The sequence below is a fragment of the Embleya sp. AB8 genome (assembly GCF_049739465.1).
Lineage (GTDB): Bacteria > Actinomycetota > Actinomycetes > Streptomycetales > Streptomycetaceae > Embleya.
On record NZ_JBMHHY010000003.1, the window covers coordinates 62,322 to 88,112 of the forward strand.

Consider the following 25,791-nt stretch of genomic DNA (forward strand, 5'->3'; position numbering starts at 1 on the left):
CATGACGAATCTCGTCGACACCGCGCTGGCCGCGGCCTACGCGCACGGCCCCGGGAAATCGGTACGGGTGCCGAACGGGACGCCCTCCCCCGGCGGAGCCCGCCCGGGACGCGGCATCGACCTGGCCGAACTGGCCGACCTCGGGCCGTTCGGCCCGGCCCTGGTCCGGGCACTGAGCGCGGCGCTGGCTCCGCAGCGGTGGGAGCCGTGGAATCCGTACAACGACCATCGGGCCTATCCGTCGCCGCGCTGCGCGTACCTGACCGATGCGACGCTGCGTCTGGGCGAGGACCGCCGGCTCCTCGACCCGGTCCGGCTCGTGCTGGCCGGCGAGCGGCCACTGCCGGATCCGTCGAGCGTCGACTCGGTCGGCGTGGAACTGACGGTCGCGCCGCACCGACTGCCCGCCGGGTACGGCGCGTTGCGCGATGCGCTGGCCTTCCTGGAGGCCGGGCATCTGGCCGCCGCGCTCGTCGAGGCCGGCGCACCGGCCGCGACCGCCGTGCTGCGGGGCGCCGGGGGCGCGTCCGGTGTCGTGGCGCAGGTGGCCTTCCGGATGGACCCGGCGCCGGCCGGCCGGTCCCGGGGACGGGTCGGCGCGGTGCGCAGTTCGGCGCTCGCCCCACGCGGGTTGTCCGCGGATCCGCGGCCGCTGCCCGCCGAGGTGTTGCGCCGGCTGATCGCGGACGGCCGCCCACCCGCCGGGTCGCCGGCCGCCCGGTCCGGCCCGGGCGGGTTGCGGCACCGGCTCGCGGTCCGCGGCGTGACCGGCTGCGCCGACGGGCTCTACGAACTGCGCGAGGGTGGGCCGGTGTTGCGCGCGGCCGGGCCGATCACCGAGTACCTGCAGGCCGCGTTCGGGTTCGGCCCGGCGGACGTCGACGTGAGCGGGATGAACGTGGTCTGGGTGAGCACCGCCGAGGTGGCGGCCGTGGTCCGCGACCGGGGTCCCGACGGCTACCCGAACGTGCTGATGACCGCGGGCGCGGCGGCCCAACACGTGTGCTCGGCCGCCGCCGGGGCCGGGCTGTTCTGTCGCCCGGTGCGCAGTTACGCCGAAGGCGCCGTCGAGGCGGCGGTGCGCGCCGAACCGGGCGAGGACGTGGTGTACATGCTGCTCATCGGCCGTCCTCGGGTGCCGGATTTCTGCTACGACCTCACCGACCCGGAGCAGCCGAGATGACCGTGACCCCCGCTGTGCCGCACGCCGGGACGTGGCGCGGCCTGCACTGTTTCGCGCACTGGCGGCCCGAGCACACCGATCGGTTCCTGACCACGACGTTGACCCCGATGGTGGAGGGTCTGCGTTCGGCCGGTCGGATCGAGGACTGGTTCTTCATCCGCTATGCCGAGCACGGGCCGCACTTGCGGATCAGGATCCGGGGCGCCGACCCGGCGACGACGGGGGACCTGCGGGAGCGGTTGGCCGAGGCCGTCCGGGGCGCGCCGTATCCGGTCGACGATGGGGTCGAAGAGCGATACCGGTCGGCGGAGGGTGGTGCGCGGACCCTGCGCGGGCATGGCGAAGTGTGCGAGGTCGCCTATGCGCCGGAACCGGAACGGTACGGAGGCGTTGCCGCGTTGCCGGTCGCGGAGGAGGTGTTCGGCTACTCGAGCCGGATCGCCGCGGCGGCCGTCGCGTGCACCCCGCTGCCGGCCCAACGGCTGGTCGCCGCGACGGATTTCGTGCTGGCCACGGCGCTGGCGCTGGATCTCGACGAGTTGGACACCGCGCGGTGGCTGCGGCGCGCGGTGATCGGTTGGCGGGGGTATCACGACGGTGCGCGCCCGGGGGCGATCACGGTGCGCGACGCGGCGCTGGACGCGGTGGCGAACCAGGCGGCGGCGGTGCTCCGGCGGCGGGACGAGATCGCCGCCTCGGGTGGCTCGGGGACGCGGTTGCGGGACCGGTGGGGCGCCTGTGTCCGGGCGGCCCGCGCCCGTCTGGAGACGAACAAAGCGAACGAGCCAACCGGGGCGGACGCGGCGGATGCCGCGGTCGGTCGGGGGCCCTGGTTGGGTGTGTGGTCCGCGCAACTGCACATGCTGCTCAACCGGATGGGCGTCCTGCCCGACGAGGAGCGCTCGCTGTGCTGGTTCATCGCCTCGTCGCTGCTCGCCCCCGAGGGGGGCACCGATTTCTTCGCGGACCATCCGGGCGCCGCGGATCGCCGCTATCTCGAAGCCGGCAACTCCGCGCCGAGTCGGATGCGAGGGCAGCAGCCGAGAAGTGCGCCGCCGGGCGGGAAACGGTCGAACCCGTTCGGCGCGGCACCGGTGGCGCTGCCGGCCGGGGAGCTGCCGGGCGTGTCCCTGGGTGCGGCGCTGGCCCGGCGGACCAGTGCGCGCGGGGACCTGGGCGGGGGCACGAGCGCGGCGGACCTGGGCACGGCCCTGTGGTCGGCGTACGCCGGAACTGCCGCGCCGGAGGTGCCCGATGGCCCCGGTGCGCCCGGCCGTTCGCCTCGTCCGTATCCGAGTGCGGGTGCGAAGTACGTCGCCCGGCTGCGGCTCGTGGTACGCGAGGTGGCCGGGTTGGCTCCGGGGGTGTACGAACTCGAGCCCGCCACACGGTCGTTGCTGCCGGTCGGGCCGGCGCCGAGCATCGACGAACTGGCCGCCGCGTCACTGTGGTTCGCCCGGGACGAGGTGGCCGACCCGTACGTGGACGTGTCGACGCTGCCCGCGCTGGTCGGCCTCTATGTCGAACTGGGCGTGCTGCGCGCCCGCTACGGGTTGCGGGCGTTGCGGTTCGCCTTTCTGGAGGCCGGGCATCTCGCCCAGAATCTGGCCCTGACGGCGGCCGCCGCCGGGTTGTCCATGGGGATGGTGGGCGGGTTCTACGACGATGTCGCGCACGAAGTGTTCGTCCTGGACGGCATCGACGACGTGCTGGCCTACCTGTTGCCGGTCGGCCGGGTGCGGTCCGGGTGAGGCATCGGGTCCGGGGTCGGGTCGGCGGCGTCGGTGCGCAGCAGCAGGCTGGTCAGGGCCGTGCGGGAGGAGACGTTGAGTTTGCGGTAGATCCGGGCCAGGTGCGCGTCCACCGTGCGGGGGCTGAGGAACAGCTGTTCGGCAACGTCGCGGCTGCGTTTGCCGGCGGTGACCAGGGCCACGATCTGTCGTTCCCGGTCGGTGAGCAGGGCCACCGCGGCGGGCGGTGTGCCGGCCGTGGCGGAGTGGTCGGCCGCCGTTCGCGCCGCCGCCGAGCGGCCCTGTGCGGCCGCGGCCTCCTCGTGCACTCGTACCGCGCCGTGCAGGTCGGCCAGGCGCACGGCGGTTTCCAGCCAGTCGGCGGCGGTGGCCGGGCCGCGTGCGGCCTCGACCGAGTCCGCTCCCGCGACGAGCGTCCAGGCCTGGTGGATCGGCCGCCCCGCGCGCCGGAACCCGAGCGCGGCTTGTTCGAAGAGCGTGGCCGCCATGAGGTGTTCCCCGTCGGCCAGGTACAACACGGCCCAGGCCCGATCGACGTGGGCTCGCTGTACGGGCAGCCCCAGCCGGTCGGCGGCGAGGTCACCGGCCCGCGCCCAGCGTCGTGCCGCGCCGGCGTCGCCGGTGAGCAGCGCGGACGTGGACAACATGGCCAGCAACATCGGGTGGTAGTTGGGTTGGAACAGGCGCAGGTCCCGGCCGCCGCCACCTTCGAGGAGGGCGTCGCTGCAACCACCGGGGTCGCCGCTGATCAGGCGCACCATGGCCAGTTGCATGGCCGCCGAGCCCGCCCACCAGCCGGGTTGGGCGGTGCGGGCGCCGTCCTCGGCGAGGGCGATCACCTCGGGACTGTCGCACCGGCGGTGGGTCCACACCATCGCACCGACGCGCATCGCCTTGCTCATCGCGATCGCGTCGGTGGCGCCGGTGGCCCGGGCGACACGTTCCGCCTCCAGCGCCCACTGTTCGGCCCGGTCGAGTCGACCGCTCTCCTGGTCGGCGTAGGACAGGCCGAGGAGGCAGTGCGGGACCATCTGTTGGGGTCCGCCGGCCCGGGCGAGGGTCAGGCCGCGGCGCATGTGGTGGGCGGCGGCGGGGAATCGTTCGGTGAACAGTTCGGCGCAGCCGAGCAGGGCGAGCAGTTCGGGGGTGCGGGCGGCGACCGCGTCCGGCATGCCGTCGACGAGTCGCACGCAGTCGTGCAGTGCGGGTATCGCGGCGGCGGTGTCGCCGAGGTAGCCGGCGCCGACGGTGGCCAGTGTGCGGACCAGGGCGATCGCCGCCGGGTTGGTCGCCGGCTCGGCGGCGGCCTCGGCAGCCGAGGTGGTGGCTGCCACGACCTCGTCGACGAGGGCGCGGGCCTGCCGGTAGGTGCCGCGGAACAGGTGCAGGACGCCGTATTCGAAGACGGGTTCGGCGGCTCGGGCGGGCAGTGGGCGCGGCAGTGCGTCCAGGGCGGTGCGGGCGGATGCCTCGGCTTCGGCGAATCGGCCGAGTTGGCGTTCGGCGGCGGCCCGGACGGCGCACGCCTTCAGGCGCAACTCCTCGGTCAGGCAGGTGTCGTCGCGCAGTACTTCGTGGGCGATGTGGCGGGCCGCGTCGAGCCGGCCCGCCGCACTCAGGGCCCGGCAGTATTCGAGCATCAGGGTGGCCCGCTCCGGAGTCGGCCGGTCGCCACTGGGCAACTTCTCCAGGGCCGACCGCAACCAGCGTACGGCGGTCGCCGGGGCGTCGGGGAGGACTTCCGCAGCGCCTCGGGTGAGCAGTCGCACGGTGGCCGAGGCGTCCGCGCCGACCAGGTGTTCGGCATGACGGGCCTGTTCGACGGCGGAGGCGCCGCGGGCCGCGAGCAGGTCCAGGGCCCGCCGATGGGCCGTCGACAGCGCCGAGACGCCGGCTCGTTCGTGGGCGACGTGGCGCAACAGCGGGTGCCGGAAGGCTAATCGCCCGCCGGGGGCGAGCGGGCGCAACACGTCGGCCCGGACCAGTTCGAGTCGGGCGACCTGCGCGATGTCTTCCGGTCGGAACGGGTCGCCCAGTACGGCGGCCGCGGCGGCGACCGCGGCCGCGTCCGGCGCAAGGGCGTCGAGTTCCGCCGTCAACGGCACCGCCGCGCGCAACATCGCGTTCGGGTCGGGGCCGGGACGGTCCGGCCACTCGTCGGGATGCGGGCCGCCGGCCAGCAGGATGCGCAGATGGCGGGGGTTGCCTCCGGAGGCGGCGCGCAGCCGGGTCACGAACTCGGGGAAGGGCTCGCCGAGTTCCGCGCCGCCCGGCTCCGGGCCGCGGTGCTCGGGCGAGGCGTCGTGCTCGGGTGGGGGCATGTTGCGCAGCAGGGTGGCGACCGCGTCGGTGTCCAGTGGGCGGGGTTCGATGCGGACCACGCTGCCGCCGCGCACGCCGTGATCCAGGGCTTCCAGCAGGTGCGCGCCGGTGCGCCGCGGCTGGTGGGCCAGGGCGATGACCAGGGGTCCGGGGATGGCGGTGTGGATCAGTCGGGCGGCGAGTTCGGCGGAGGCGGGGTCGCACAGGTGGATGTCGTCGAGCAGCAGCATGGCTCCCGCGCCGGCCGCGGCCCACTTGGCCAGGCGGGCGCGGACGCTTCGGAAGGTCGTCTCTTCGTCGGTCCCGGCCGCCAGGCAGGCGGGCGACCGGTGTCCGCAGGCGTCCCGGAACACCTGATACCGCACGGTGTTCCCGCGCAGGGCGTGCGCCCGGGCCACCGCGATGCCGTGCTGCTCGGCGAGTTCGGCCAGTACGCCCATCAGGCGGGTCTTGCCGATCCCTGGGTCCCCGGCGATCTCCAGGACGGTGCCTCGGCCGGTGCCGAGCCGTTGGGTGATGTCCGTGAGCCGGGCGATCTCGGCTTCGCGCCCCACCAGCAGGCGCTCGCTCTCCTGCGACGGCGTAGCGAACATGTGCGCCCCTCCCGACCGCGCCGGGTACGCGCACATCCGGGCCGTCGACGTCGCACACCCCGGCGGGCCCGGGGCGGCACAGGCGTCGATCCTACCCGGCACTCGGGGACCAAGTTCCGTGGTGGGTTTGACCTTTCGGTCGACAGTGGGCCGGCGGGCAGGGACTGCGTGGGGGCCATGTGGGGGCTATGTGCTCGCCAGGGCCTGGGTCGGGGTCAGGTGGGAGGCCTTGATCGCCGGGTGGGCGCCGGCGGCCATGCCGATCAGGATCGCGCCGGTGAAGGCCGCGGCGATGGTGGTCGGGGAGATGGCCGTCGGCCAGTGTTGGGACCAGGCGTAGGCGGCTGTCGCGGCTGCGCCCAGGGTGGTGCCGGCCAGGCCGCCGAGGGTGGACAGGGCGATGGATTCGGTGAGGAATTGGTTGCGGATCTGGGCTCGGTTGGCGCCCAGGGCTCGGCGTAGGCCGATTTCCTTGCGCCGTTCCAGGACGCTGATCAGCATGGTGTTGGCGACGCCGATGCCGCCGACCAGGAGGGCGACCCCGGCCAGGCCGACGAAGAGGGCGGAGAAGGTGTTCTCGGTGGCGCGTTTGGCGGCCAGGGCGTCGGAGGGGCGGCTGACCTGGACCAGGCCGGGCATGGCCGGGTTGACGGTTTGGGCCAGCACGGCGCGGACGGCCTCGATGGCGGGTTCGGCGGTGCGGACGTAGACGACGGTGGGGTGGCCGTCGAAGGCCAGGTTGGCGCGGGCGCTTTCCCAGCCGACCAGGACCGCGCGGTCGATGTCGGGGGCCAGTGCGGCCGGTTCCAGGATGCCGACGACGGTGAACCAGCGGTTGCCGATGACGACCTGGGGTGGGGCCTGGCCCGGGGTCAGGGTGTCGAAGCCGAGTCGGCGGCCGGCCTCGTGGCCCAGGACGACGGTGGGGAATCGTTCGGTGACCGGGTCGAGGAAGCGGCCGGAGCCGACCTTGGCGTGGATGGCTTCGAGGAGGTTGGGCCGGCTCGCCAGTACGGTCAGGCCCGAGCTGTCGTCGGGGTTGATCCGGTCCGAACGGCGCACTACCGCATGGGTGTTGGCGACCGCGCTGGTGAGGGTGACCGGGCCGATCCGGGCGGCCATGGCGTCGGCGGCCTCGGGCAGGAGTACTGGGGGCTTCTGGTCCGGTTGGGGTTCGGCGCGCAGGGTGTCGGTGCCGAGCGCGGAGAGTTCTCGCATCAGGGCCTTTTGGCTCGAGGCGGGGATGCCGGTGACGATGATCATCGTGGCGATGCCGATCGAGATGCCCAGGGCGGACAGCGCGGCGCGCATACGCCGGGTGCGGATGCCGAGCAGGCCCAGGCGCAGGATGTCGGTGGGGGCCAGGCGTACCGGGCGGGTCGGGTCGGTCGGGTTTGCCCGCTTGGGATGGGCGCGGTGGGTCATGGCCGGTCCCCGGCGGTCGTGAGGGTGGAGGGGTCGTGGGGTTGGGGCCGGCCGGTGTCGGTGATCAGCCGGCCGTCGCGGATCTCCACGCGGCGCGGCAGGCTCGCGGCGATGTCGCGGTCGTGGGTGATGATCGCGATGGTGGCGCCTTCGGCGTTCAGGTCGTTGAGCAGGTGCAGGATCGTGTGTCCGTTGGCGGTGTCCAGGGCGCCGGTGGGCTCGTCGGCCAGGACCAGGGCGGGGGCGTTGACCAACGCGCGGGCGATGGCCACCCGTTGGCGTTCGCCGCCGGAGAGTTCGTGCGGGCGGTGTTCGGCCCGGCGGGCCAGGCCGACCCGGGCGAGGGCCTGCACGGCGAGGGGTTTGCGGCGGCGGCGCGGGACGCCGGCGTAGAGCAGGCCGGTGGCGACGTTCTCGGCGGCGGTGAGGCCGTCGGTGAGGTGGAACTGTTGGAACACGAAGCCGAGCAGGCGTCCGCGCAGCGCGGAGAGCCGGCGGTCCGACAGGGTGCCGACGTCGTGACCCAGGATCGACACGGTGCCCGAGGTCGGGGTGTCCAGGGTGCCCATCAGGTTGAGCAGGGTGGATTTGCCGGAGCCGGACGGGCCGACGATGGCGACGAGTTCGCCGGGTTCGATGGCGAGCGAGACGTCGTCGAGGGCGGTGACGCCGCCCGGGTAGGTCTTGCTCGCGTGGAGGACCTCCAGGACGGGGCTCATGACGTGGTCACCACCCGGGTGCCCGGTTCCAGGCCGGGGCCTTCGACCTCGACCAGGCCTTTGACGAACAGGCCGGTCTTGACCGCGAGCAGGCGGCCGGTGGGCAGTTGCACGGCGTACCCGCCCTCGCGCAGGGCGACCAGCGCGCCGACGGGGACGGTCAGCACCGCCTTTCGGGTCTCGGTGACGAAGCGGACCTGGACGCCGGCCGCGTCGAGGTTCTTGACCGCGGTGGGGTCGTCGAGGGTGATCGTCACGGTCATCTTGGCGCCGCCGGGCTCCTGGTTCAGGCCGCCCATCGTGGTGTCCTTGCGTTCGGTGCTGCGGCCGATCGCGGACACCGTGCCCTTGGTCTCGGTGTTGTCCGGGAGTACGACGGTCACGGAGGTGTCCACCGTGATCGAGCCGATGTCGGTCGCGGCCACGGGGACACTGATCGCCTTGGCGGTGGGGGTGGCGGTCATCAACGGGGCGGCGGATCCGTCGTCGCCGAGGGCGGCGGTCAGGGCGCCGATCCGGATCTCGCCGGGCAGGACGGTGACATCGCCGACTTCGAGGAATCCGGTCTGGGGGGCGCCGAGGGCCTTCTGCCATTTCTTGACGGCGGCGGAGAGGGCGGGGGTCCAGGTCGCCTCGCCGGTGGGGACGCCGGCCGGTTGGCTGCCGATGTCGTGGCCGAGGGCCTTGAGATTGTCGGCGATCATGCGGACGTCACGGCCCTGAGGGGGTTTGGCGGGGTCTTTGGAGTCCTTCGGGTCCTTGGCGTCCTTCGGGTCTTTGGCGTCCTTGGGATCCTTGGCGTCCTTGGGGTCCCTTTTGGTGCCGTCCGGCTTGCCGGTGTCCTGCCTGGTGGTGTCGGTCGCGTCGCCTTCGGGTTTGCCCAGGGCGCGGAACATCGGGGTGGTGCCGTAGAAGAGCGCCACCGGGCGGTCGTCCAGGCGGTAGAGGGGTTTGCCGCGGGTGATCGTGTCGCCGCTCTTGGGCAGCCAGGTGACGATGCCCTTGCGGCCGGCCTTGAGCGGCTGTTCGGTGCCGAAGCCGAGGGTGCCCGGCAGGTCGCGAGCATCGGAGAGGTCGGTCCTGGTCACGGTGGCCGTCGCGACGCCGGCCGGCTTCTTCGCGGACGCGTCGGAGCCGTCGCCCCGGCGGGCGACGGCAAACGCCGCGACCGCGCCGAGGACCAGCACCACGACGACGATCAGCGCGACGCGGCGACCGACTCGCGCGCGCGAGGGGGGTGCGGTATGGAACTCGACCGTGCCGCCCTCGTCGTCGTGGGCCGCCTCGTCAGCGCTTGCCACCGAAGGCCTCCATCTTGCAGTCCTGTTCGACCTTGCGCTGCTGCTCGTTGCTCAACGACGACTCGCCCGTGAAGGTCCACCCGTCGGACGTGACCTTGACCTTCATGCCCTTGCCGTTCATGCACTTGACCCAGTCGCGCATGTCGTCGGCGTACTTCGGGTTCTGCTTGGGGTCCATCTCCGGCACCATCAGCGGCATCTTGACCTCGCACTCCTTGAACTCGCGGGCGTACTTCTTGGTGCGCGCGATCTCGCCCTCCACGGTGCCGGTCTGCCGGATGTCGACGCCCTTGCTGCTCAGGCACGCCTCGTAGGTGTCCCACATCCGCTTCTCCTCCTCCGCCGAGGTGTCCAGGCGGCGCTGCGGTCGGCCGCCGGCGGGCACCCCGGAGGTACCGGACGCGGTGTTCGCGCTCGTCCCGGGCGGCGCGCCGGGCTGGTCCTTGGCCGGGCCGGCGGAGGTGGGCAGCGAGGCGACCTGGTCGACGGACTTCGCGCCGCCGCCGTCGGAGCCGCACCCGGTCAGCACGAGCAGGGCCACGAGGCCGGCGGCGGACCGGGCGGCGGTGCGCGAGTGGTGGGTCGGGCGGTGCGGAGGGTGGAGTCGAAGCATGGCCGGGATGCTGCCGCGCGGATGTCAGAAACCTGTCAGGTCCCGGTCAGGACGGGGTCCGAATCGGGACGACCCGGGCCCACCGGCGATCGGATCCGGCCACGACGCCTAGGCTCGGCGCCATGTGCGCGCACGTGTTGGTGGCCGAGGACGATGAGAAGCAGGCCCGGTTGGTCCGCCTGTACCTGGAGCGCGAGGGCCATGTGGTCACCGTCGTGCACGACGGTCGGGATGCGATCGACGCGGCGCGGACGAAGGGGATCGACATCCTGGTCCTGGATGTGATGATGCCGCGCGTCGACGGTCTCGATGTCACGCGCGTGCTGCGCCGGGAGAGCGAGTTGCCGATCCTGATGCTGACCGCGCGCTCGACGGAGGACGATCTGCTGCTCGGCCTGGATCTGGGCGCGGACGACTATCTGACCAAGCCGTACAGTCCGCGCGAGCTGATGGCGCGCGTGCGCACGCTGCTGCGGCGCAGCGGGCGGCCGGCAACGGTGCCGGATCCGGATCCGGTGTTGCGGGTGGGCGAGTTGTCGGTGGACCCGGTGCGGCACGAGGTGGCCGTGGCGGGGCGTGGCGTGGACTGTACGCCGGGCGAGTTTCGCATCCTGGAGGCGCTGATCGCCGAGCCGGGGCGGGTGTACACGCGGCAGCAACTGCTCGATCGGGCACGGGGGTTCGACCGGTATGTGAGTGTGCGTACGGTCGATGTGCACATCATGAATCTGCGCCGCAAGATCGAGGCGGATCCGCAGCGGCCGGCGTATCTGGTGACGGTGTTCGGCGTCGGCTACAAGATGGCCGAGCCGGGTGCGGGTTCGCGTGGGGAGCGCCGCGGTGGCGCGTAGGGTCGCGCTGCATCGCAGTCTTCTGGTGCGGTTGCTCGCCTCGTCGATTCTGGTCGCGGCCGGTGCGGTGGGGGCGACCGCGTGGCTGGCGGCGCAGACCACGGAGGGGGCGATCCGGGAGGGGCAGAGCCGGGTGCTGGCCGATGACACGCGGATCTATCGGACGTTGTCGACGTTTGCGGCGACGCATCCGCAGTGGGACGGGGTCGAGCCGATCTTGCGCCAGTTGTCGCGCGATACCGGGCGGCGGATCGCGTTGACCACGCGCGAGGGTGCGCCGATCGCGGACTCCGACGCGGGGCCGGCGTCGCCGCCGCCGTTTCGGCGTGCGTCGGCGGTGGTGGATCCGCTCGCGGTGGACGCGGCCTTGGTGGCGACGACCGGGTCCGACCGGATCGATCCCGAGGCGGTGGGGCCGTTTCGGCTCACCGACGCGGAGAGCGCGCAGTCGCGTGCGGATGCCGAGTCTGTGGTGGGGTGTCTGCGCGGGGTGGGGCGCGCGGTCGAGATCGAGCGGCAGCCGAATGGGCGGTCGGTCGTGAAGGTGGCGGGCGGGGTCGGTGGCGGTGGGGAGAGCACGGGGCCGGTGGTGATCCCGTCGAGCCCTGCGGTGCTGCGCGATTCGCGTCCGGCTCCGGCTCCCGGTGGCGTCTCGCGCCGCGATCCGAGTTTGGCGGCTGAGCAGTTGGCGCGCGCCGGCGTCGATCAGTCCTCGACCGTCGTGGCCGGCGCGTCGTGCGGCCTGGAGCGGCTGAACGCGCCGACCGCGACCGAGCTGACGGCGCTGGGCGAGTTGAACACGATGTTCGCGGCCTGTCTGGAGCGCAGGCGGATCGCGCCGATCACGCTGGGGCTGGATCTGACCTGGGATCGCAACGCGGCGCCGCTCGCGGTGCGCGACGTCGACGCGTGTGTGGACACCGCCCGGCGTGAGCAGCTCACGCCGTATGTGGTGGCGGCGACGTTGTTGTTCGTGGGCGACCACGACGGGTCCACGGCTCCGGCGTTCGACCTGAGCCGGGCCGACACGGTGCGGATCGCCGGGGTCGCGGCGCTGATCCTGTTGCTGACCGCGACGGTCACCGGGCTGGTCGCGGCGCGGCTGATCCGGCCGTTGAGCGCGCTGACCGACGCGGCGCTGCGGATGCGCGACGGGGACGACTCGGCGCGGGTGGATCTGGCGGCCAAGCACGAGATCGGCCGGCTGGCCGAGGCGTTCAACGACATGTCCGAGCATCGGCTGCGGATGGAGGAGCAGCGCAAGGAGATGGTCGGCGATGTCGCCCACGAGTTGCGTACGCCGCTGAGCAATATCCGCGGCTGGTTGGAGGCGGTCGAGGACGGGGTCGTGGTGCCGGATCGGGCGTTGACGGCCTCGCTCCTGGAGGAGGCGTTGTTGCTGCAGCATGTGATCGACGATCTCCAGGACCTCGCCGAGGCGGATGCGGGCCGGTTGGGGTTGCGGCCGGAGTCGGTGTCGGCGCGCGAGGTGTCGGAGCAGGTGGTGGCGGCGCACCGGGCACGGGCGGTGGCGGCGGGGGTCGCGTTGGCGGTGCGCGGCGACGCGGAGTTGGCGGTGTCGGCGGATCCGGTGCGGCTGCGGCAGATGGTGGGCAATCTGGTGTCCAACGCGGTGCGGCACACCGCCGAGGGCGGAAGCGTGCTCGTGCACGCGTATCGGGACGGGGCGGAGGTGGTGTTCGAGGTGACGGACACCGGGAGCGGCATCGCGGCGGCGGATCTGCCGCACGTTTTCGATCGGTTCTGGCGGGCGGACAAGTCGCGCAACCGGCGCACGGGTGGCAGTGGGTTGGGGCTGGCGATCGTACATCGGTTGGCGCGGGCACACGGGGGGTCGGTGACGGTGCGGAGCACGCCGGGCGTGGGGTCGGTGTTCGGGGTACGGCTGCCGGGGTGAGATCGCTCGGCGGGCGCCGGTGACGGAGGCGGGTCCGCCTTCGGTACGGCCGGCGGAGTGCGCGCGTTCGGCGGTGACCATGGGGGTGGCCGGCGCCGCTGGACAACGCCCTTTCGTGGCCGGTGAGTCGGCCGGGCGGATCCGGGTTCGGCGGACACCTGCCGGGTGGGCGCCCGACCGGCGCCGGTGGGCGACGCGGGCCGGTGGCCGGGGGTTCGGTCGGGGACGGATCCGGGTTCGGCGGGCGGCTGGCAGGTGGCGGGTGGTGGGGATCTGCTGTGGGCGGATCTGCCGCAGGCGGATTTGCTTGGTGGGGCCGGGTGCGGCGGATCAGGGTGGGGGCATGAGCGATGACAGCACAGCCAAGTTTTTCCCCGAACGCACCCGGCAGGACCTGTACTCGCGGCGCGTCCTGCTGCTCGACGGTCCGTTGGACGACGACAACGGCGCCCTGCTCACCACCCAACTGCTGACCCTGGCGGCGGAGGACCCGGCCGCGGATATCGCGTTGTGGATCCACTCGCCCGGTGGTTCGGTGCCGGCGATGTTGGCGATCCGCGACGTGATGCGGGTGGTGCCGTGCGACGTGTCCACTCTGGTGCTCGGCATCGCGTACAGCGCGGGCCAGTTCCTGCTCTCCGCCGGAACCCCGGGCAAGCGTCGGGCGATGCCGCACGCCCGGGTGTTGATGCACCAGGGTTCCGCCGGGATCGCCGGGACGGCCGTGGACATCGAGTTGCAGGCCAACGATCTGCGGCATACGCGGGACACGGTGCTCGGGCTGATCGCGCAGGACACCGGGCAGCCGGTCGAGCGCATCTTCGAGGATTCATTGCACGACCGCTGGTACACCGCGCAGGAGGCGCTCGATTACGGCTTCGTCGACGTGATCGTGCAGGAGTTCGAGGAGATCGCACCGCGCGGTTCCCGGCACACCGCCCGGACCGCCGGTTTCCGGGGAGGCGCAGCATGAGTACGTACACGATTCCGAACGTCACCACCCGCGACCACCGGGGCGAACGCATCATGGATGTGTATTCGCACCTGCTCGCGGAGCGGGTCATCTATCTGGGCACGGCCATCGACGCGGGCGTGGCCAACGCGCTCGTGGCGCAGTTGTTGTTCCTGGAGGCGGACAACCACGAGCAGGAGATCCAGCTCTACATCAACTGCGAGGGCGGCGACCCCAGCGCGATGCTCGCGGTGTACGACACGATGCGCTACATCCGGTCGGAGATCGCCACCACGTGTGTGGGGCAGGCCGTGGCGGTGGGCGCGGTATTGCTCGCCGCCGGTGCGCCGGGCAAGCGCGCCGCGCTCCCCCACGCCCGCGTGGTACTGCATCAGCCCGCCGCGCAGGGGCGCGGCGCGATTCCGGACCTGATTCTGCAGGCCGACGAGGTGGTGCGGGTGCGGGCGGACATCGAGACGATCCTGTCCCGGCACACCGGTCGCAGTACGCAGACGTTGCGGGCGGACACCGATCACGATCGGGTGTTCACCGCGGCGGGAGCGAAGGAGTACGGGCTGGTGGACGTCGTGCTCGAGGAGCGGTGACGCGCCGCGACCGGCGCGCCCCCGCTTCCCGTCGGCATCGGGTGGCTACGCCGCCAGGGCGTACGCGGTGCGCGAGGCCGTGGTCGAACCGGCCGCCGGCTGCGCGCTCTTGAGGGTTTCGCTGACCGCGATGGTCAGGTCGACCAGGCTCGCGCCGAGGGCACCCCCGACCGCCGCGATCATCTCGCTGGAGGGTTCTTTGATGCCGCGCTCCACCTCGGAGAGGTATTGCGGCGACACGCCGGCCCGGCCGGCCGTCTCGACGAGTGTTTCGCCGCGTTCGTGGCGAAGGGTTCGCAGCTGCTCGCCGAGCACGTGCCGCCACAGCGGCTCGCGCCTCGGCGTGGCGGGGGCGGCCGGTCGGCGCGGCCCGGGGGCGGGGACGCGGTGCCGGGTGTCGTCGGCTTGGGGCGGGAGCGGTGTCGAGGTCTCTGCCATGGTTCATGGTAGGACGCGGCCCCGGTCGATTCGGCGTCGGTCGCCCGTTGTCCGCCGCCGGCGAAATCGGCGGCGGGTGGGCGGCGGTTCGGCGGCGGCCTACTCGATCTACTCGATGACGAGTTCGACCGCGATGTTGCCTCGGGTCGCGTTGGAGTAGGGGCAGACCTGGTGGGTGGCCTCGACCAAGGTGTGGGCCTGGGTCGGGGTCAGGTGTTCGGGGAGTTCGATGCGCAGGATCACGCCGAGGCCGAAGCCGCCTTCGCCGTTGGGGTTCAGCGACACCTCGGCGGTGACGGAGGCGTCGGCGGCGTCCAACTTCTCGCGCTTGGCCACGAGTTGCATCGCGCTGGCGAAGCAGGCCGCGTATCCGGCGGCGAAGAGTTGCTCGGGGTTGGTGCCGATGCCGTCGCCGCCGAGTTCGCGCTGCATGCCGAGCTTGACGTCGAGTTGGCCGTCGGAGCTCACCGCCCGTGCGTCTCGGCCGGCGGAGGTGGCGATCGCGGTGTACAGGCTCATGGGTTCATCCCTGGTTGTCGAGGGGTCTTCCGGAGTTTTCCGGAGCTTTCTGGAGCTTTCCGAAGTAGACAGATCTTTCTGTCTGGCCGACAGGATCGAATGTAGACAGATCTGTCTGCTAACGTCAAGGGCGTGAGTACGACAGATTCCGACCGCCGTCGCGAGAGTCCGGCTCGCCGCCGTGTCCTGGACACCGCGGGCACCCTCTTCTACGCCGAGGGCATCCATGCCGTGGGGGTCGACCGGATCATCGCCGAGGCCGGGGTGGCGAAGGCGACGTTCTACAGCCACTTCCCCGCCAAGGACGAGCTGGTCCGGGCGTATCTGGACCGGGAATACCGGTCGCAGCGCGCTGCGGTCGCGGCGTTGACGGCCGAGTCGGCGGGAGCTTCGCCGCGCGAGGTGTTGTCGCGGCTGTTCGAGCTGATGGGTGAACTCGGCCGGGCGGACGGCTTCCGCGGGTGCGCGTTCATCAACGCCGCCGCCGAATTCCCGGATCCGGCCCATCCGGTGCGCCGGGCGGTGCTCGAACATCGCGCCTGGTTCCGGGCGATGCTGACCGAGCTGCTGGCCGCCGCGGGGGACGCTCGGGCCTCGGCGACGGCGGACGTGCTGATGTTGCTGCGCGACGGGCTGGCGGTCGGCTGCGATCTGGACGACGCGGAGACGGTACGGCGGGCCGTTCGTGACGCGCTGGAGCGGGTGCTCGGCGGCGCGCTGCCCGGCGACGCCGCCGCCGGATAGCGCGCCGTCGTCCGGGCCGCCCCGCTTGGGCCGGCCCGGACGACGACGCGGTGGTCGGTCAGGCGACGTCGAAGCGGTCCAGGTTCATCACCTTGGTCCACGCGGCGACGAAGTCGGCCGCGAACTTCTCCTTCGCGTCGTCGCTCGCGTAGACCTCGGCCAGGGCGCGCAGTTCGGAGTTGGACCCGAAGACCAGGTCGACCCGGCTGCCGGTCCACTTGAGCTCGCCGGTGGCGCTGTCGCGGCCCTCGAAGCTGCTCGCGTCCTCGGAGGTCGGCGTCCACGTCGTGCCCAGGTCGAGCAGGTTGACGAAGAAGTCGTTGGTCAGCGTGCCCGGGGTGGTGGTGAACACGCCGAGCGGGGACTGGCCGTGGTTGGCGCCCAGCACCCGAAGGCCGCCGACCAGGACGGTGGTCTCCGGGGCGCTGAGGTCGAGCAGGTTGGCCCGGTCGATCAGCAGGTATTCGGCCGGCAGCCGGTTGCCCTTGCCCAGGAAGTTGCGGAAGCCGTCGGCGGCCGGCTCGAGGGCGCTGAACGACTCGACGTCGGTCTGCTCCTGGGTCGCGTCCGCCCGGCCCGGGGTGAACGGCACCTCGACCGCGAACCCGGCGTCCTTGGCGGCCTGTTCGACCGCCGCGGAACCGGCCAGCACGATCAGGTCGGCGAGCGAGATCCGGACGTCGTCGGTGCGGCCGGCGTTGAAGCCCTCCCGGATGCCCTCCAGGGTGCGCAGTACGCTCGCCAGCTCGTCGGGCTCGTTGACCTCCCACCCGTTCTGCGGCTGGAGGCGGATCCGCGCGCCGTTGGCGCCGCCGCGCTTGTCGCTGCCGCGGAACGAGGCGGCCGCGGCCCACGCGGTGCTCACCAGCTGGGACACCGACAGGTCGGCGGCCAGGATCCGCGCCTTGAGGGCAGCGACGTCCTCGGCGCCGACGAGCGGGTGGGTCACCGCGGGCAGCGGGTCCTGCCAAAGCAGCGCCTCGGTGGGGACCTCCGGGCCGAGGTAGCGCACGACCGGGCCCATGTCGCGGTGGGTCAGCTTGAACCACGCGCGGGCGAAGGCGTCCTTGAGTTCGTCGGGGTTGGCCAGGAAGCGCCGCGAGATCGGCTCGTAGGCCGGGTCGACCCGCAACGACAGGTCGGTGGTGAGCATCGTCGGCTGGTGCGTCTTGGCCGGGTCGTGCGCGTCGGGGACGGTGCCCGCGCCGCCGCCGTTCTTCGGCCGCCACTGGTGCGCGCCGGCCGGGCTCTGGAACAGCTCCCACTCGTGGCCGAACAGGATCTCCAGGAAGCTGTTGTCCCACTGGGTGGGGGTGTTCGTCCAGATGCCTTCCAGGCCGCTGGTGATCGCGTCGGCGCCCTTGCCGGTGCCGAACGAGTTCTTCCAGCCCAGGCCCTGCTGCTCCAGCGGCGCGGCCTCGGGGTCGGGACCGACGCTGTCCGCCGGGCCCGCGCCGTGCGTCTTGCCGAAGGTGTGGCCGCCCACGATCAGCGCCACGGTCTCCTCGTCGTTCATCGCCATCCGGCGGAACGTCTCCCGGATGTCGCGGGCCGCGGCCAGCGGGTCCGGATTGCCGTTCGGGCCCTCGGGGTTGACGTAGATCAGGCCCATCTGGACCGCGCCCAGGGGCTCTTCCAGCTCCCGGTCGCCGGTGTAGCGCTCGTCGCCGAGCCAGGTGGTCTCCGGGCCCCAGTAGACGTCCTCGTCCGACTCCCACTCGTCGACGCGACCGCCGCCGAAGCCGAAGGTCTCGAAGCCCATCGACTCCAGGGCCACATTGCCGGTGAGGATCAGCAGGTCGGCCCAGGACAGGCTGCTGCCGTACTTCTTCTTGACCGGCCACAGCAGCCGGCGGGCCTTGTCCAGGCTGACGTTGTCCGGCCAGCTGTTGAGCGGGGCGAAGCGCTGCTGCCCGGCGCCGGCACCGCCGCGGCCGTCGCTGATCCGGTAGGTGCCGGCGCTGTGCCAGGCCATCCGGATCATCAGCGGGCCGTAGTGGCCGAAGTCGGCCGGCCACCAGTCCTGCGAGGTGGTCAGCACCTCGGCGATGTCCTGCTTGACGGCGGCGAGGTCGAGGCCGTTGAACGCCCGGGCGTAGTCGAAGTCCGCGCCGAGGGGGTTGGCCACGGCGGGATTCTTGGCGAGGATCTTCAGGTTGAGCCGCTCCGGCCACCACTGGGCGTTGCCGCCGCCCTGGGTCGGATGCGGGGCGCGCCCGTGCGCGACCGGGCAGCCGCCGCTCCCGCCCTCCGTTTTGGCGTCCACGACGATGGCGTCATTGTTCTCAGACATGGGAATCCTTCCGGACCAGGCGGATCACGGTGCTTCGGGAGCGGATCTGGGGGTGGAGCCGAGCTGGGCATGGGCGGTCGGGTAGGCGATCGGGCACACAGAGCAGCCAGTCGGCTACCCAGAGCCTCGCCGATCGTATGGGCGCGTCGGTGGCGACACGACGCCTCTTCGCGATCATACGCTCACGTATGGTCACATACGGCGCGACACGGGCGGTGTTCACGCACGGGCCGGCACCGCGCCGGTCCACGACGGTGATCCCGTCACGTGTGCGTCTCCCGCCGTAGTGGAGCATTCCGGACCCTTGCCGCCTCTTGGCTATCCCCGGAACCGATCCTACGATGGACAGAGTCCAAGTCAAGATGTGCGCCAAGCCCATGTCCAACCGGAACCCGGACGTCCACCGGTAAACTTCGGGCACTCCATCGAACCTGAATAGGTGAACCGACATGAGCGACCTGCTGGAGCGACTGCGTGCGCGCGGCTGGCGGATGACTTCCCAGCGGCGTGTCGTCGCGGAGGTCCTCGACGGAGACCACGTACATCTCACCGCCGACGAGGTACACGCGCGGGCCGCCCGGCGGCTGCCCGAGATCTCCCGGGCCACGGTCTACAACGCGCTGGGCGAGCTGGTCGCGCTCGGCGAGGTCGCGGAGGTGTCCACCGACGGCCGGGCCAAGCGCTACGACCCCAACGCGCACCACCCGCACCAGCACCTGGTGTGCTCCTCGTGCGGCACCGTCCGCGACGTGCACCCCACCGGCGATCCGCTCACCGACCTGCCGGCGGAGCAGCGCTTCGGCTTCACGGTATCGGCGGTCGAGGTCACGTATCGGGGGTTGTGCCCGGCCTGCGCGTAGGGCCTTCGACCGGCTGCGGCAAGGCGGGTGACGCGGTTTCGGCCGGGCGGCCGATGTCGTGGCGGGGCGGCTCGCCGGGGGGGCGGGTGCTCGAACGGCGTTCGAGCACCGCGATCGGCGTCAGGTGGCGGGTGGCCGGGTCGGGTGGAAGGCGATGGCCTCCATCGGGCACAGGGACGCCGCGTCCTCGGCCTCGGGGGTGGGCGGCGGCGCGTCGGGGCGTGATCGGGCCCGGCCGTCGGGGTCCCGGGTGAAGTGTGCGGGGGCGGTGGCGGCGCAGATCCCGGACCCGATGCACAGGGTGCGGTCGACGTGGAAGTGGCCCGGGGGGTCGGGCTGTTCGGGCCGTGGCGGGGTGGGCACGGCGGCTACCACGTGACGGGGAGGGTGCGCGGGGCGCGGGTCTTCAGGCCGGTCTTCCAGGTGGGCGGCGCGGCGGCGCGCAGCGTCGGGAAGCGGGCGAGCAGTGCGGTGAGGGCTTCCTGGAGTTGTACCCGGGCCAGTTGGGCGCCCACGCAGTGGTGTACGCCGTGGCCGAAGCTCAGGTGCGGGTTGGGGGTGCGGGCCAGGTCGAGGTGTTCGGGCGCGGCGAAGACGGTTTCGTCGTGGTTGGCGGCGGAGTTGATCGCCATCACCGCGTCGCCCGCGCCGATCCGCACGCCGGCCAGGGTGAGGTCCTCGGTGGCGACGCGGAGGTTGGCCTGGACGTTGGTCTGGGCGTAGCGCAGGAGTTCCTCGATGGCCCTGGGGATGGCGTCGGGGTGCTCGCGCAGGTGGTGGTAGCGCTCGGGGTCGGCCAGGAGCAGGTGGATCATCCCGGCCAGCCGGTCGGAGGTGGTGCCGTAGCCGCCGGCGAGCAGGACCAGGCAGAAGGAGACGAGTTCGTCCTCGGAGAGGCGGTCCGCTTCGTCGCGGGCGGCGATGAGCATGCTGAGCATGTCGTCGGCCGGGTGGGCACGTTTGCCGGCGATCAGGGCGGTGAGGTAGCCGGTCATCTCGGTGACCGCGTCGGTGACCGCGGTGTCCGGGATCGCGGTGAGGCTGCGCAGCGCGTCGCACCACGCGTCGAGCCGGTCGCCGTCCTGCCTCGGGGTGCCGAGCAGGTCGCAGATGACGGCGAGTGGGAGTGGGCGGGTGAACAGGGTGACCAGGTCGGCCGGTCGGCCGTGGGTGGTGACGCCGTCCAGGAGTCGGGCGACCAGGTGGGCGATGTCGGCGCGCATCGTCTCGGCGCGGCGGGCGGTGAACGCGGCGGCGACGAGTTTGCGCAGTCGGGTGTGTTCGGGTGGGTCGGCGGCCAGGATCGAGGCGGGCAGGGTCGGTACGTTGGCGATGCGTGGGCCGGTGCCGCGGGTGGCGCGGGTGCGGCTGAAGCGCGGGTCGGCCAGGACGGTGCGCACGTCCGCGTAGCGGGTGACCAGCCAGGCCGGGTCGCCGCTGGGCAATCGGATCCGGGCGCACGGGTGGTCGCGGCGCAGTGCGACGAACTCGGGTACGGGATCCAGGCCGTCGCGGTGCGGGAGGGGGAAGACGGCGGAGTTCGCGCCGACTTCGGTGTACTCGGGCGGGGTGGTCACGGCTGCTCCCGGGTTGCGGCGTGCTCGTACACCGAGACGTGGTACTTGCTGCCCTGGTCGAACGGCGCGCCGGCCCAGGTGCCTTGGCGCCGGCGCAGCCGCAGGCCCGCGTGTCGGGCCCGCAGGTCGAGTTCGCCGGGGGACGCGTAGTGGAACGCGACGCGCAGGTGTCGGGTGCGGTCGGCTTCGTGGATGAGGTAGTGGGAGTGGTAGGTCTGGCCGGCCGGGTCGATCCGGCGGTGGCACAGGATGAGGTGTTCGTCGGTCTCGGCGACGACTTCGGGGATGCCGGAGGCGGCGGCGACGGCGAGCGCCTCGGGCAGGTGGGCGTCCAGGACGAGCAGGCCGCCCGGGCGCAGGTGGGCCGCGGCCGAGGTGAGGCAGCGTTGTTGGGCCTCGGCGTCGGGGAGTTCGAAGAAGGTGCCGCCGGCGAGGTAGATCAGGGCGTACGTGTCGGGGGTGGGGATGTCGGCGAAGTCGCCGATGGTGACCGGGATTTCGGTGCCGCCGGGCTTGTCGCGCAGGCGGCGGAGCATGGCCGGGGAGGCGTCGATGCCGTGCACGGGGATGCCGCGTTCGGCCAGGGCGAGGGCGACTCGGCCGGTGCCGATGCCCAGTTCGAGGACGGGGCCGGGGCCGGCGAGGTCGACGAGTGCGGTGAGGGTGTCCACGGTGGCGCCGGTGCTGCCGGGTTTGCCGAACCAGCGGTCGTAGTCGGCGGCGTGCGCGTCGGCGTAGTGCGGGCCGGTTGCCGCCGGGATGTGCGTGGTGTCGGGGGTCTTGGTGGGTGGGCGGGCGTTGTTGGTGGGGTTGTCGATCCTGGGCATGGTGGTGGTCTGCTCCTCGATGGGTCGTGGCCGGTCGGTGGGCCGGGGTGCCGGGTGCTCGGGTCAACCGAAGGGGTGCGGGCCGCGCGGATTGGGCAGGCCGCGCTCGTCGTGCGGGCCCGAGGGCAGCGCGGCGGCGCCGGGGGCGAGGACGCGGATCACCGTCGTGCCGAGGGTGCGGGCGGGACCGGCGGTGGTGTCCACCAGGACGACGTCGCGGCCGGTGTGCGCGGCGAGTGCGGCGAGGCCGGACTCGGGCGGTGGTTCGGGTCGAGTCGCGTGGGGCGGCGCGGAGGCCTCGCTCGCGGAGGTGTGGGCGGCGAGGTCGGATCTCGCGGCGGCCCGGGGGGCGTTCGACCGTTCGTCCCCGGCGACTTCCCGGGTGACCGGTCGCCCGGGGGCGCCGGCTTCGCCGGTCCCGGTCCATCGGCTCAGGCTGTGGGGCAAGTGGTAGGCCCACAGGGCGTGTTGCAGGGCGGTTTTCGGCGGGTGGGTGGCCTGCCATTGGTGCCATGTGTCGAGGGCGACGCGGGTGGTCATGCTCCAGCGGACCATCAGGGCTTCGTAGGCCGCCTTTTCCAGCAGCGCGGGCAGGTTCCGGTCGGGGCCGCAGCGGGCGCCGAAGGATTGGGCGGTGCCGTCGGGGGCGTGCAGGCAGACCACCACGCAGCGCACGCCAGCCGGGGCGGGGAGGTCGAGGGCGGTGGCGGTGGCGCCGAGTGCGGGCAGGAGTTCGGCGAGCGGGTCCGGCAGGTCGGGCGTGGGCAGGATGGTGGGGGCGGGCGCGAGGCCGTACCAGCTGCGCCGGATCAGGTCGCGTTCGAGGATCTCCCAGGCGGCGTGGTTCGCGGCGGCGGCCGGGCCGGGGTGCGCGGCGACCCCGGTCGAGCCGACGCCGGGGCCCGGATCGCAGTCGGTCGGCGGGCGGTGGTGCAGGAAGGCCGCACCGGCCGGTACGTGGATCTCCGCGTCGCCGTATGCCGTGTGCCCGAGCACCCACAGCCGCCGGGCGCCCCGGGCGGCCTCGGGATCGGCGGCCCGTTCGCCGGGGTCGAGCGCCGGGACGCCGCCGCGGCGCAGTTCGGCGTACGAGCCGAGCACTGCCGCGTCCGTCTCGGCCGCGCGGCCGGCCAGGATGTTGCCGACACGTTCCAGGAGTTCGCCGCGGGCGCCGACGGCGACCCGCTCACGGTCGTGCCCGGCGGCGCTGCCCACCACGATCGGCCGCTCCCCCGCCGCGGCGACCGCGTCGAATTGGGCCGAGCGCACCGCGATCCGGGCGAAGACCACGTCGGGGCCGCGCTCGTAGGGGCTGAACACCTGTGGTTCCCAGGCGGAGGCGGCCATCACCCACGCCCCCGCGCGACGTCCGCCGCCTGGTCCAGCACGGCCAATCCGTGCTCGGTGAGCGCGTCGCGGTGCGTGGTCAGCGTGCCGACGGCCTCGGTCGCGGAGCGGGCCAGCAGGTCGTGCCGGGCCCGGGTCGCGGCACTCCCCCGCGCCGGCGCGGCACGGTCGAGGAGCCGCCGGTACAGCAGCGCGCTGCGCACGAGCACCACCGCCTGTTGGAACAGGCCGGTCAGCGGCCTCGGATCGGCGCGCAGCGGGGTGGCCACGAGCGGCTCGGCGCCCTCGGCCGGCCGCAGGAACGGCTCGGCGGCGACCGAGGCCGCGTTGCACCGGGTGTGCGTGCCCTCGTGTACGAGCGCCTCGGCCAGCCGGATCGCCCCGGGCAGGCCGTCCGCGCCGGCCGTCAGCCGGTCCCGCCGGATGAACACCGCGCCGTGTACGCCGAAGTCGGTGAAGCCGTCGATCGCCGCGCCGTCCAACAGCGCGATCTGCACCAGGATTTCCCGCAGTTCGGCGTGCGCCTCGGGCCAGGTCGCGGCCAGCAGGGCGATCGTCTCGGCCAGTGTGTCGCGGTCCCGGGCCCGCCAGGCGACCACGGTCGAGGTACGCGGGGCCTCCCGGTCGTCGGACCGGCGCGGAATGGCCTTCAGGGCCCGGCCGACGCTGCGTTCGAGGTGCGCGCGGGGCTCGACCAGGTCCACCGGCCAGGGGAGTTCGGGGGTCGGCTCGGTGATCTGGGCCTTGGCCCGATGCAACATCCGGCCCAGTGCGGCCAGGCGCTCCGGATCCGGTGGGTCGGCGCGCAGGAGGCGTTGCGCGAGGTGGGCCGTCTCGATCACCGCCGGATGCGTGGATTCGCCCGGCGTCGCGGTGAGTTCGGCGCGGGCCAGGATCGATCGGGTCATCCGGGCCAGGACCGCGCGTTCGTCCGCGCTCTGACCGGCGTCCGGTTCCACGCGCATCGCGTGTACCTCCCTGCACGCGGTGGACGGTGTGACGGGGCGGTGGACGCCGACCCATCACACCTCGACGAGACTGGCTCAGCTGGGGATGTCGACCATCAGCGCCAGCTCGGGCAGGTCTTCTTCCGAGATCAGTTCGATGTCGTCCGGCATGTCGGTCTCCTTTCGGGTCGCCCGTTCCCCACGCTCGACGGTGGGGACCGGAAGCGCCATGGTGAGCGGGGAACGGCGACGAGCACAAGAAGTAAGGGGCGGTCGCGCTCCGTGGTGGATCATGTCGGGTATAGCCGGAAACCGCCTTGCCTCGACCGCCGAAAGGCCATCCGCCGGACCGCTGCGCCGACCCAGCAGGGGAGATGGCCACGCACGTGACCGGAGAACATGCGAACGACCCGCTGTCAACCGGGCATTCGGCCTGCCGATTTCCGGCGTCCGCACGAACATTGGCCGAAAATCCGTATTTCGCATCGCGCCGGACGGACCCTCCCGAGGGCCGGTGGAACAGCCGATTCCGGACGTTCCATCGGACCTTCCACCGGGCGTGCGCGATGGGTCGCCCGGCGGCGCGGTCCCGTCCGGATCGCCCGATCGGCCGCCGGCGCGCCGCGTGCGGCGGACGGGTGGGTGGCGACCGGTTCTCGCTCTTGTCCGCGCGTCACTCTTGGCGATCGGTCGGACACCGGTCAGGATGACCCGGCGCCACCGTCGCGGGGACACTCGGGCCCCACCCGCATCGACCGCCCCAGGACGAGGAGACGCCGATGAATCCGTCCCGCCCGACCGCCGACCACCGCCCACCGCCACCGGCACCGCGCGCGGCGGGGGGCTGAGCGGCCATGCGGATCGCCTACCTGCACGGCGGCAGCATCCCTTCCCTCTGGGCCAACAATGTGCATGTGATGCGCATGTGCGACGCGTTCGCCGCGGCCGGACACGACATCGCCCTCTACGCACTGCCCGGCACCCACCCGACCGCCGACGACCCGTACGCCTACTACGGGGTCCGCCACCGCTTCCCCATCCGCTTCGTCCCCGTGCCGGACTACACCCCCGCCGGCTACCGGCAACGCGCCGAGCGGGTGGCCGACTTGCTGGTGCGCGACGGTGTGCCGGACCTGATCTACGGCCGCGATCCGTACAGCCTCGCCGCCGCGGCGGACCTGGCGCCGTTCGTGTACGAGGTCCACCAGATCCGCGAGGACCTGTCCCCGCCCGAGACCGAACACCGCCTGCTCGCCGCACCCCGGCTGGCCCGGCTCGTGGTGATCACCCGCGCGCTCGCCCGCGACCTGGACGCGCACTACGCCGACCTGGCCCCGCTGCCGATCCTGGTCGCGCCGGACTGCGCCGATCCGCCGCAACCGGCCGCCGAGCGGGTGGAGTTGCCCGGTCGGGCGGGCGTACCCCGGGTCGGGTACGTCGGCCATCTCTACGACGGGCGCGGCATCGACCTGATCCTCGACCTCGCCGCGCGCCTGCCCGGCCTGGACTTCCACCTGGTCGGCGGGACACCCGAGGACCGGGACCGCTGGGAGCAGCCCTGCGGGCTCCCCCACGTGTACTTCCACGGCCATCGCCCACCAGCCGAACTACCGGGCTACTACCCGCGGTTCGACGTCGTCCTGGCACCGTACGCGGAGCAGGTGTATCTCACCGGCCGACTCGGCGAGACCGGCCGCTGGGCGTCGCCGATGAAGGTGTTCGAGTACATGTCCTACGGCCGGGCGATGATCGCCTCCGATCTCCCGGTCCTGCGCGAGGTGTTGACCGATCGGGTCAACTGCCTGCTCCGCCCGGCCGGCGACCCGCGGGCCTGGGCAAAGGCGATCGTCGAGTTGATCTCCGACGTTCGGCTGCGGCGCGACCTCGGCGACGAGGCCCGCCGCCAGGTGCTGGACCGCTACACCTGGCGCCGCCGGGTCGACGAGGTGTTGGTGGGGCTGGGCCTGGATGTACCGGATGTGGTCGGCAGTCCGGGAGCCACTTAG

23 protein-coding genes are annotated in these 25,791 nt (G+C 72.8%); 9 read left to right on the top strand and 14 right to left on the bottom strand.

Translation table 11 applies throughout. The features are described 5' to 3' along the window. Position 1 precedes the first annotated feature (1 nt). Together ABIA38_RS05330 and ABIA38_RS05335 are read left to right on the top strand one after the other, a co-directional pair. Positions 2 to 1,183: a hypothetical protein gene (locus ABIA38_RS05330; RefSeq protein WP_424637232.1), complete on the top strand. Its 1,182-nt coding sequence runs from the start codon at positions 2 to 4 to the stop codon at positions 1,181 to 1,183. Then, a complete protein-coding gene (locus tag ABIA38_RS05335) occupies positions 1,180 to 2,934 on the top strand; it encodes a thiopeptide-type bacteriocin biosynthesis protein (protein ID WP_424637233.1) in 1,755 nt (584 codons plus the stop codon). Before ABIA38_RS05330 ends, ABIA38_RS05335 begins: the two co-directional genes overlap by 4 nt. On the opposite strand, the gene ABIA38_RS05340 is transcribed toward ABIA38_RS05335, so the two are convergent. The 5 genes from ABIA38_RS05340 to ABIA38_RS05360 all read right to left on the bottom strand — a co-directional run bounded on the left by ABIA38_RS05340 (position 2,898) and on the right by ABIA38_RS05360 (position 9,907). After that, positions 2,898 to 5,849, bottom strand: coding sequence for an AAA family ATPase (locus tag ABIA38_RS05340; RefSeq protein WP_424637235.1), 2,952 nt, complete (start codon positions 5,847 to 5,849; stop codon positions 2,898 to 2,900). The genes ABIA38_RS05335 and ABIA38_RS05340 overlap by 37 nt on opposite strands. A gap of 186 nt (positions 5,850 to 6,035) precedes the next feature. Next, entirely contained in the window at positions 6,036 to 7,274 is a 1,239-nt protein-coding gene (locus ABIA38_RS05345; protein WP_424637236.1) for an ABC transporter permease, read from the bottom strand. Then, positions 7,271 to 7,993 (bottom strand): ABC transporter ATP-binding protein, encoded by a 723-nt coding sequence (locus tag ABIA38_RS05350; RefSeq protein ID WP_424637237.1) that lies wholly within the window; start codon positions 7,991 to 7,993, stop codon positions 7,271 to 7,273. Before ABIA38_RS05350 ends, ABIA38_RS05345 begins: the two co-directional genes overlap by 4 nt. Beyond that, a complete protein-coding gene (locus ABIA38_RS05355) occupies positions 7,990 to 9,294 on the bottom strand; it encodes a hypothetical protein (protein ID WP_424637238.1) in 1,305 nt (434 codons plus the stop codon). Before ABIA38_RS05355 ends, ABIA38_RS05350 begins: the two co-directional genes overlap by 4 nt. Next, a complete protein-coding gene (locus ABIA38_RS05360) occupies positions 9,281 to 9,907 on the bottom strand; it encodes a hypothetical protein (RefSeq protein ID WP_424637239.1) in 627 nt (208 codons plus the stop codon). Before ABIA38_RS05360 ends, ABIA38_RS05355 begins: the two co-directional genes overlap by 14 nt. A gap of 122 nt (positions 9,908 to 10,029) precedes the next feature. On the opposite strand from ABIA38_RS05360, the gene ABIA38_RS05365 reads away from it, so the two are divergent. The 4 genes from ABIA38_RS05365 (at position 10,030) to ABIA38_RS05380 (ending at position 14,233) form a co-directional block, all read left to right on the top strand. Continuing rightward, positions 10,030 to 10,758, top strand: a complete 729-nt coding sequence (locus ABIA38_RS05365; RefSeq protein ID WP_424637240.1) for a response regulator transcription factor — start codon at positions 10,030 to 10,032, stop codon at positions 10,756 to 10,758. Further along, on the top strand, positions 10,748 to 12,676 hold the full coding sequence (locus ABIA38_RS05370) for a sensor histidine kinase (RefSeq protein ID WP_424637241.1): 1,929 nt from the start codon (positions 10,748 to 10,750) through the stop codon (positions 12,674 to 12,676). Before ABIA38_RS05365 ends, ABIA38_RS05370 begins: the two co-directional genes overlap by 11 nt. A gap of 343 nt (positions 12,677 to 13,019) precedes the next feature. After that, positions 13,020 to 13,649: a ClpP family protease gene (locus ABIA38_RS05375; protein WP_424637242.1), complete on the top strand. Its 630-nt coding sequence runs from the start codon at positions 13,020 to 13,022 to the stop codon at positions 13,647 to 13,649. Further along, positions 13,646 to 14,233 carry a ClpP family protease gene (locus ABIA38_RS05380; protein WP_424637243.1) on the top strand — a complete coding sequence of 196 codons (588 nt, stop codon included), beginning with the start codon at positions 13,646 to 13,648 and terminating at the stop codon, positions 14,231 to 14,233. The genes ABIA38_RS05375 and ABIA38_RS05380 overlap by 4 nt, the downstream gene beginning before the upstream one ends. Positions 14,234 to 14,278: 45 nt before the next feature. Here ABIA38_RS05380 and ABIA38_RS05385 read toward each other — a convergent pair whose 3' ends face one another. Together ABIA38_RS05385 and ABIA38_RS05390 are read right to left on the bottom strand one after the other, a co-directional pair. Further along, entirely contained in the window at positions 14,279 to 14,671 is a 393-nt protein-coding gene (locus tag ABIA38_RS05385; RefSeq protein WP_424637244.1) for a helix-turn-helix domain-containing protein, read from the bottom strand. Positions 14,672 to 14,779: 108 nt separating this feature from the next. Further along, the gene (locus ABIA38_RS05390; protein ID WP_424637245.1) at positions 14,780 to 15,190 is read right to left on the bottom strand and encodes an organic hydroperoxide resistance protein; all 411 of its coding nucleotides are present in this window, start codon (positions 15,188 to 15,190) and stop codon (positions 14,780 to 14,782) included. Between the two features lie 132 nt (positions 15,191 to 15,322). Here ABIA38_RS05390 and ABIA38_RS05395 point away from each other — a divergent pair, with 132 nt between their 5' ends. Continuing rightward, on the top strand, positions 15,323 to 15,934 hold the full coding sequence (locus ABIA38_RS05395) for a TetR/AcrR family transcriptional regulator (RefSeq protein ID WP_424637246.1): 612 nt from the start codon (positions 15,323 to 15,325) through the stop codon (positions 15,932 to 15,934). 58 nt (positions 15,935 to 15,992) lie between these two features. On the opposite strand, the gene katG is transcribed toward ABIA38_RS05395, so the two are convergent. Further along, positions 15,993 to 18,227 carry a catalase/peroxidase HPI gene (gene katG / locus ABIA38_RS05400; protein WP_424637247.1) on the bottom strand — a complete coding sequence of 745 codons (2,235 nt, stop codon included), beginning with the start codon at positions 18,225 to 18,227 and terminating at the stop codon, positions 15,993 to 15,995. Between the two features lie 449 nt (positions 18,228 to 18,676). Here katG and ABIA38_RS05405 point away from each other — a divergent pair, with 449 nt between their 5' ends. Further along, the gene (locus tag ABIA38_RS05405; protein ID WP_424637248.1) at positions 18,677 to 19,087 is read left to right on the top strand and encodes a Fur family transcriptional regulator; all 411 of its coding nucleotides are present in this window, start codon (positions 18,677 to 18,679) and stop codon (positions 19,085 to 19,087) included. Between the two features lie 120 nt (positions 19,088 to 19,207). Here ABIA38_RS05405 and ABIA38_RS05410 read toward each other — a convergent pair whose 3' ends face one another. From ABIA38_RS05410 to ABIA38_RS05435, 6 genes are all read right to left on the bottom strand, one after another. Continuing rightward, positions 19,208 to 19,450 carry a ferredoxin gene (locus ABIA38_RS05410; RefSeq protein WP_424637249.1) on the bottom strand — a complete coding sequence of 81 codons (243 nt, stop codon included), beginning with the start codon at positions 19,448 to 19,450 and terminating at the stop codon, positions 19,208 to 19,210. A 5-nt stretch (positions 19,451 to 19,455) separates the two neighbouring features. Continuing rightward, complete coding sequence (locus tag ABIA38_RS05415) at positions 19,456 to 20,664, bottom strand: cytochrome P450 (RefSeq protein WP_424637250.1); 1,209 nt, start codon at positions 20,662 to 20,664, stop codon at positions 19,456 to 19,458. Continuing rightward, complete coding sequence (locus ABIA38_RS05420) at positions 20,661 to 21,491, bottom strand: class I SAM-dependent DNA methyltransferase (RefSeq protein ID WP_424637251.1); 831 nt, start codon at positions 21,489 to 21,491, stop codon at positions 20,661 to 20,663. The genes ABIA38_RS05415 and ABIA38_RS05420 overlap by 4 nt, the downstream gene beginning before the upstream one ends. 63 nt (positions 21,492 to 21,554) lie before the next feature. Continuing rightward, positions 21,555 to 22,838, bottom strand: a complete 1,284-nt coding sequence (locus tag ABIA38_RS05425; protein ID WP_424637252.1) for a YcaO-like family protein — start codon at positions 22,836 to 22,838, stop codon at positions 21,555 to 21,557. Next, positions 22,838 to 23,803 carry an aKG-HExxH-type peptide beta-hydroxylase gene (locus ABIA38_RS05430; RefSeq protein ID WP_424637253.1) on the bottom strand — a complete coding sequence of 322 codons (966 nt, stop codon included), beginning with the start codon at positions 23,801 to 23,803 and terminating at the stop codon, positions 22,838 to 22,840. The genes ABIA38_RS05425 and ABIA38_RS05430 overlap by 1 nt, the downstream gene beginning before the upstream one ends. A gap of 78 nt (positions 23,804 to 23,881) precedes the next feature. Further along, entirely contained in the window at positions 23,882 to 24,016 is a 135-nt protein-coding gene (locus ABIA38_RS05435) for a hypothetical protein (RefSeq protein ID WP_424637254.1), read from the bottom strand. 623 nt (positions 24,017 to 24,639) lie between these two features. Here ABIA38_RS05435 and ABIA38_RS05440 point away from each other — a divergent pair. Continuing rightward, complete coding sequence (locus ABIA38_RS05440) at positions 24,640 to 25,791, top strand: glycosyltransferase family 4 protein (protein WP_424637255.1); 1,152 nt, start codon at positions 24,640 to 24,642, stop codon at positions 25,789 to 25,791.

Coding starts and splice junctions, on each gene's coding strand:
- ABIA38_RS05330 (WP_424637232.1), top strand. CDS start 2: ATGACGAATCTCGTCGACACCGCGCTGGCCGCGGCCTACGCGCACGGC.
- ABIA38_RS05335 (WP_424637233.1), top strand. CDS start 1,180: ATGACCGTGACCCCCGCTGTGCCGCACGCCGGGACGTGGCGCGGCCTG.
- ABIA38_RS05340 (WP_424637235.1), bottom strand. CDS start 5,849: ATGTTCGCTACGCCGTCGCAGGAGAGCGAGCGCCTGCTGGTGGGGCGC.
- ABIA38_RS05345 (WP_424637236.1), bottom strand. CDS start 7,274: ATGACCCACCGCGCCCATCCCAAGCGGGCAAACCCGACCGACCCGACC.
- ABIA38_RS05350 (WP_424637237.1), bottom strand. CDS start 7,993: ATGAGCCCCGTCCTGGAGGTCCTCCACGCGAGCAAGACCTACCCGGGC.
- ABIA38_RS05360 (WP_424637239.1), bottom strand. CDS start 9,907: ATGCTTCGACTCCACCCTCCGCACCGCCCGACCCACCACTCGCGCACC.
- ABIA38_RS05365 (WP_424637240.1), top strand. CDS start 10,030: ATGTGCGCGCACGTGTTGGTGGCCGAGGACGATGAGAAGCAGGCCCGG.
- ABIA38_RS05375 (WP_424637242.1), top strand. CDS start 13,020: ATGAGCGATGACAGCACAGCCAAGTTTTTCCCCGAACGCACCCGGCAG.
- ABIA38_RS05380 (WP_424637243.1), top strand. CDS start 13,646: ATGAGTACGTACACGATTCCGAACGTCACCACCCGCGACCACCGGGGC.
- ABIA38_RS05385 (WP_424637244.1), bottom strand. CDS start 14,671: ATGGCAGAGACCTCGACACCGCTCCCGCCCCAAGCCGACGACACCCGG.
- ABIA38_RS05390 (WP_424637245.1), bottom strand. CDS start 15,190: ATGAGCCTGTACACCGCGATCGCCACCTCCGCCGGCCGAGACGCACGG.
- katG (WP_424637247.1), bottom strand. CDS start 18,227: ATGTCTGAGAACAATGACGCCATCGTCGTGGACGCCAAAACGGAGGGC.
- ABIA38_RS05405 (WP_424637248.1), top strand. CDS start 18,677: ATGAGCGACCTGCTGGAGCGACTGCGTGCGCGCGGCTGGCGGATGACT.
- ABIA38_RS05420 (WP_424637251.1), bottom strand. CDS start 21,491: ATGCCCAGGATCGACAACCCCACCAACAACGCCCGCCCACCCACCAAG.
- ABIA38_RS05425 (WP_424637252.1), bottom strand. CDS start 22,838: ATGGCCGCCTCCGCCTGGGAACCACAGGTGTTCAGCCCCTACGAGCGC.
- ABIA38_RS05430 (WP_424637253.1), bottom strand. CDS start 23,803: ATGCGCGTGGAACCGGACGCCGGTCAGAGCGCGGACGAACGCGCGGTC.
- ABIA38_RS05435 (WP_424637254.1), bottom strand. CDS start 24,016: ATGGCGCTTCCGGTCCCCACCGTCGAGCGTGGGGAACGGGCGACCCGA.
- ABIA38_RS05440 (WP_424637255.1), top strand. CDS start 24,640: ATGCGGATCGCCTACCTGCACGGCGGCAGCATCCCTTCCCTCTGGGCC.